The sequence below is a fragment of the Providencia sp. PROV261 genome, assembly GCF_028477945.1.
Classification (GTDB): Bacteria; Pseudomonadota; Gammaproteobacteria; order Enterobacterales; family Enterobacteriaceae; genus Providencia; species Providencia stuartii.
The window spans coordinates 136,965-143,390 of sequence record NZ_JAMPMC010000011.1; the positions used below are offsets into that span (position 1 = coordinate 136,965).

Genomic DNA, 6,426 nt, shown 5'->3' on the forward strand with positions numbered 1-6,426 from the left:
GATGATTACATTTAAAAATATTCAGAAGGTCTATGAAAAAGAAGGCCATTCACTCACTGCCTTACAGGATGTGAATTTGCAGATTCATGAAGGTGATATTTTTGGGTTTATTGGCTATAGCGGTGCAGGAAAAAGCTCCTTGATCCGTCTCGTCAACCAACTTGAAAAACCCTCGTCAGGTGAAGTGATCATTAATGGGAAAAATATTGCTCACCATAGTGCAACTGAAATTCGAGCCCATAAAAAAAGCATCGGCATGATCTTCCAGCACTTCAATTTGTTAGAAACGAAGACCGTTGCACAGAATATCGCCATGCCGTTATTGCTATCAGGAGTCGACAAAAAAGAAATTCAGCGACGCGTGGATGATATTTTAGCCTATGTAGAGCTGAGTGATAAAAAACACCAATATCCTGGGCAACTATCAGGCGGACAAAAACAGCGTGTCGGTATTGCTCGAGCATTAATCAATAATCCGAAAATTTTATTGTGTGATGAAGCCACTTCTGCACTTGACCCACAAACGACACAATCTATTTTGTCATTATTAAAAAAAATTAATCGTGAACAAAATATCACCATTTTGTTGGTAACTCATGAAATGGAGGTGATTGAGCAGATATGTAATCGTGTCGCGGTAATGGAAGCGGGTCGAGTTGTCGAAGAAGGCACTGTTTTAGAGATTTTCTCAGAGCCACAACATCCGACGACAAAAAAGTTTGTCCGTACCGTACTTAACGAAGAAATCCCTGAACGTGTCTTGCACAATTTAGAGCATCAAAGCAATGTTTACCGCTTAGAGTTTTTAGGTGCTTCCGCACAGCAACCCGTTGTGAATGAACTGATCTTACAGGATAAAGTTAAAATCAATATTTTGTTTGCCAATATGAAAGAGATAAGTGGTGTCGTGTTAGGCAGTATGTTTGTCCAGATCGTCGGCCATGATGAAGATATCGACCAAGGGATCGCATTTTTACGTCAGCGCGGTGTTGCTGTCAATAAGGGGGTACTATGACACAATGGCTTGATACCGCATTAACGAGTAAACAATTTTTACTCGCGATGTCTGAAACCTTCACTATGGTTTCAATTGCACTGGTTATCGGTTCCCTATTGGGGATTTTACTGGGGATTGCACTCGTTGTGACGCGCCCTGATGGGATTTGGGAAAATAAATGGGTTTATCGCATTATTAACCCAATAATCAATACGGTCCGTTCATTGCCTTTTATTATTCTACTCGTTGCAATGATCCCTCTAACACGTTTTATGGTTGGCACCTCTATCGGCACTACGGCTGCCATTGTGCCCTTAGTTATCTATATTGCACCTTATACGGCTCGTTTAATTGAAAACTCATTATTAAGTGTGCATTCGGGGATCATTGAAGCCGCAGATTCAATGGGGGCGACCAATTGGCAAATTGTTTGGCACTTTATCTTACCTGAGGCTAAATCATCGCTAATCTTAAGCTTAACCGCAGCCAGTATCACTTTAGTGGGAGCGACAGCCATGGCTGGAGCGGTCGGTGGTGGCGGTGTCGGTGACCTAGCACTCAACTACGGTTACCAACGTTTCGACAACGTTGCTATGGCAATCACCGTCGTTACATTAGTCATTATTGTTCAAGGAATACAAATGATTGGTGATTATCTTGCTAAGAAAGCAAGATTCCACTAATTCTAGATGACCGATATATCAGATTATATCGGTCAATCTACTCTTTTCCGTCCAATGCATCATTTTATTGATAATCTCCGCATCTTTTTCGCCTGTTTTCCTCTAAATAATTATTTTTCTAATTTATAGCTTATTGATTAGAGTGAAAATTACACAAAACGCCAACCTTTACTAACTTTAAAGTTAAATCCCACAAAAAAATATAAATGAAACCGCTGATTCCACCAAACAATGCGTTCAAAAGCTTATAAAAATAGCATAAGCATGTCATAACAATTTAAAAAAATGCAGTTAATCGTCAATTTATTTGTTGTTATCTGTTGTATAATCATAATGATATGTCAATGGAAATGTTTTTAAGTCGTTTTAAACAAAAACATTATCAATGCCATGTTAATCTGAGTTTTTTCTTCTTATTGCTGATTACTTTATACGCAACACTACTGCATCATCAGCGTTTTATTAACCTCTAACCTAAATCTGATTATGCCAACAATAGAACAACTGATATTACTGACATCCATACTGATTTTACTGGGTATTTTTTCTAGCAAACTTTCTGCTCGGCTAGGCTTGCCTATGCTTGTTATGTTCCTGTTTATAGGAATGTTAGCGGGTGAAGATGGCATAGGCCAAATCGCGTTTAACAACGTGAATGTTTCCTATGCTGTAGGTTCACTCGCATTAGCCTTGATTTTGTTCGACGGTGGCCTACAAACATCAGTTAAATCGATTCGACTTGTTTGGAAGCCTGCATTTACCTTGGCCACCTTTGGGGTGTTAATTACCGCGGGCATCACCGGACTCGCCGCGGCTTATATTCTTGGCATCCCCTTGCTTGAAGGGCTGTTGCTTGGCGCCATTGTCGGCTCAACAGATGCGGCGGCGGTATTCTCCCTATTGCGTAACGCGGGTATCTACCTTAATGAACGTTTACAATCAACGTTAGAAATTGAAAGTGCTACCAACGACCCAATGGCAATTTTCTTAACCGTGGGCTTACTGCAACTCCTCATGAATCAAAGCGCTTCTGGTAGCGAATTATTATTACTGTTCGTTAGCCAAATGGGGATCGGTACACTTGTCGGCCTAAGTGTTGGTTGGATTTCAATCAAGATCATTAATAAAATTAAGTTACTGGCAACAGGGTTATACCCAGTATTAGTGGCGGCGTGTGGTCTATTATCATTCGGTCTAGCCAGTAACTTACAAGGTAGTGGCTTTTTATCTATCTTCGTTACAGGCGTTGTGATTGGTAATGCTCGCTTTGTTTTCCAACGTAATACCTTTTTATTCCATGATGGGCTGGCTTGGCTCAGCCAAATCATCATGTTCGTTATGTTAGGCTTGCTAGTTAACCCAAGCTCTTTATTAGAGGTCTGGTTTGAAGGGTTGGTGATCGCACTGGTACTCACCTTTATCGCTCGCCCCATCGCTGTCGTGCCTGTATTAAAATTCTTTAAATTCAGTCGTGAAGAAATCACTCTGGTTTCTTGGGTTGGTCTGCGTGGCTCTGTTCCTATTATCTTAGCGATCTTCCCTTTTATTTATGGTCTACCAGGCGCTAACTTAATTTTTGATGTGGTTTTCTTCGTGGTATTAATCTCAGCGACGTTACAAGGCTCTACCCTACCTTATGTCGCACGCAAACTTAATTTAATGCAGCCACCACCATTACTGCCCGCTGCGACTTTGGACATTACCGCTGTCGATCAAATTGATGCTGACCTAGTAGAGTATACGTTGGGTGAGGACTGTTCTGCTGTCGGCCGCCGTCTATCTCAGTTGGCACTACCTGACCAAACTGTCATCGCAATGATCACTCGTGGTAAAAGCGTGCTCCCCCCTCGTGGTTCAACAAGACTAATTGCCGATGACCATTTGTTTGTCGTCTTGAAACCAGAAAATCGTTTATTCCTCGAACGGCTGTTCTCTGAACAAGTCTCTCCTGATTTAACCCCGATAGAATTACCCACTTCTGGGCTCAGTCTAAAGGGCACAACAAGGCTAGATGAGATTTATGAGTCTTATGGCATTTTAATCGATAATGAGAATAACCAGACACTGGACCAATTTATTTATAGCATTTCAGCAAATGAGCCAGTACAAGACACCGTCATTAGCTTAGCGACATTACAGATAAGAATTAGTGAGATGATCGGCTCTCGAATTGTGACGGCAGTATTAGAGCCCCTTCCACAAGAAGATAATTAGTTCAACGGCAAACATCAGTTAATTCGATTTACAATGAAATTAACTGATGTTTATATCTGCCAGCCTCTTTTATTGTCTGGATGTGCGATTTTATCTGGGTGTATTGTTGATAGCTTTATCTTCTTTAGACTATTTGATGAGTTGTTATTTTTACTCATATAATTTTCTAGATTCTTAGCTACAAAAAATAAAAGCCCGTAAACGGGCTTTTATTTCGCAAAGTATAAATAAAGATAGCTACAATAAATTATCAGTATACTCAATAGAGAGAATTCTCAATTGTTATTAGCATATTAATGTTCTTAATTGAAACAATTAAGTTTTAATTGCTTAATTAAGTTCCACTTTGGAACATAATAACTGATGATTAAATGAGTGAATAAATAGAGTCATCAAACCCTTTAGATTCTTTGTCCTCATTAGCATGAGTATCATCTTGCAGGATTTCACTGAAGAATTCGCCCATATTTACATCTAATACTTTTAGTACTCTGACTAGACAATCAATATCTATACGATTTACCCCACGTTCATAACGAAATAGTTGTTGCTCACTGATATCAATCTCTTTAGCTAACTGAAAAACGGTATAGCCTTGAGATTTTCTTAACGATTTAATTTTTTGTCCAACTGCACAAGCGACAGGATATTTTGTATTCATAAACATTCTCGCTTCAACTTATATTATTAATGAAATAAAAAATCAGCAGGTGATTCTCTGTGTTTTTCTATTGTTATCTTTATTTATGATATAGCCATTTGGGTGTATTAACGACGATTCAGCATATATCTTGAGAGGGATGATATACTAGCCATATAATTAGTTTCAACTAATCCAAAAATGACATTGCAAATGTGTAACTAAATATTATCAGAATCACAAAAAGCCCACCACCTAAGTATTATTCTTTAATTTCAATAAGTTAATCTGTTTAACAATTAATAGTTGTTGTTCTATGCAGACATAGTCTAACAGGTAGCGGTAGAATTATAATCTAAATTAACCTCATTTAACCGATAAAAAATCTAAAAATAAAAGAAATAAACAGAATAATTTAATACTGTAACACTATTAATGATTTTTCAAATCAATATTCATTTTATGAATACGCATAATAGGATAATTACAGCAATACTGTAAAACAAAGTAAAAAATGGAAATTTTTCCCATATTATCATTTTGATAACTTAAATATCAATAACTTATAACAATAGTCCTTTTGTTACAATCGGCAGAAAATACTTAATTTTTAAAGCAGCACAAAAAAAACAGACTACAGCTATCATAGCTAACATAACAAAACATTAACGTTAAGTATCTTTTTGCTTTGCTATACATGAAGCATATCACAAAAAACAAAAAATTAAATTCCCACAAATAAACAGGTTTTTATCTCGCCACAACACTCTAAAAGTGATATTTTTCTTATAGATTTTTTACATATATTAAACATGGGGAGTTTATGTCTACAAAATTTTTATCGGCAGATTTTTATCATGTTAAGCTCGACTGATACTCCTACAATTTTTTTGTTTTTAGCATCTGATATAGACAAATGAAATCTAATCCTCAACAAAAAGAACATCTACAGCATTATAAGAGTAACAATGTAGATTTTATCTAACCATTATTCCTAGCCCAATAAGAAGAGTATTTCTAGCAATAATCATTCGAAATTTATTTCCTTTTTTGATCCTACCTTCCTTATAACTCATATACAGCGTAGATACAGCGACAAATAAACATCATGCAAAATCATCTTTTAATGACGATCATTTATTGATAAGTTTTTATTGATGATCATTTTTGAACCAAACATTTTTATTAATACATATTTTAGGTGGTTTATTAATTACCTGATTAGTGACTAATAGCAACTTAATGAATATTTTTCGATATTGTAAATATTAAAACTAATTATCATTAATATTTTCATTAAATAAAATAACGGTAAGTGATAATAAAGCAAAGATAATGCGCTCGAGTTAATAAGAGATTATTTTCATTAATTAGCACATTGGGTAATATTTAATATCTAAATTTAGGTTTAGACGTTGCTTTCAGCGAGTTTAATGACTACGTTCAATTTGCACTCAACACGTTTACAAGTTTTTTTATTATTATGCCCAGCTAACAGTCAATTAAGACTAAAATGCTGAGATATGCGCATTTAGCTCACTCTACAGTGGGAAATTTAATGGAGCTATCCGAGAAATGAATTTCTGTTATTTTATCTAGCACGCTGCGCACTAGAGCAAAATTGAATAAAAATGAGAGGTTGAAGTGATATTATCTATGTGAGTGGTTATTTATCAATTTTACAAGCTAGCAAATCATTAAGCTCGGTGTATTGGCTAAATCTCTGTTTGCTAGCTTCGCAGACATGACAAAAAACGCTATCGATAAGCAGGGTTCAATGATCGCAAAGCGGTTACAGTGGGTTTGATTAGAATTTTAATGCGGTTTTTCATTGATACTTAAATAAACATCATGAAAATAAGGTGGTTATTGTTGATTTAGGGGATTTGATT

Annotated in this window: 4 protein-coding genes; 3 read left to right on the forward strand and 1 reads right to left on the reverse strand. The window is 36.3% G+C overall.

The genetic code is table 11. The features are described 5' to 3' along the window. Window position 1: 1 nt before the first annotated feature. The 3 genes from PR675_RS07925 to PR675_RS07935 all read left to right on the forward strand — a co-directional run bounded on the left by PR675_RS07925 (window position 2) and on the right by PR675_RS07935 (window position 3,894). Window positions 2–1,015 (forward strand): methionine ABC transporter ATP-binding protein, encoded by a 1,014-nt coding sequence (locus PR675_RS07925; protein ID WP_004921283.1) that lies wholly within the window; start codon window positions 2–4, stop codon window positions 1,013–1,015. Continuing rightward, window positions 1,012–1,680, forward strand: a complete 669-nt coding sequence (locus tag PR675_RS07930) for a methionine ABC transporter permease (protein ID WP_004921285.1) — start codon at window positions 1,012–1,014, stop codon at window positions 1,678–1,680. Before PR675_RS07925 ends, PR675_RS07930 begins: the two co-directional genes overlap by 4 nt. Before the next feature lie 486 nt (window positions 1,681–2,166). Beyond that, the gene (locus PR675_RS07935; protein WP_004921290.1) at window positions 2,167–3,894 is read left to right on the forward strand and encodes a potassium/proton antiporter; all 1,728 of its coding nucleotides are present in this window, start codon (window positions 2,167–2,169) and stop codon (window positions 3,892–3,894) included. A 367-nt stretch (window positions 3,895–4,261) separates the two neighbouring features. On the opposite strand, the gene PR675_RS07940 is transcribed toward PR675_RS07935, so the two are convergent. Further along, window positions 4,262–4,555: a helix-turn-helix domain-containing protein gene (locus PR675_RS07940; protein WP_014656306.1), complete on the reverse strand. Its 294-nt coding sequence runs from the start codon at window positions 4,553–4,555 to the stop codon at window positions 4,262–4,264. Between the last annotated feature and the right edge of the window lie 1,871 nt (window positions 4,556–6,426).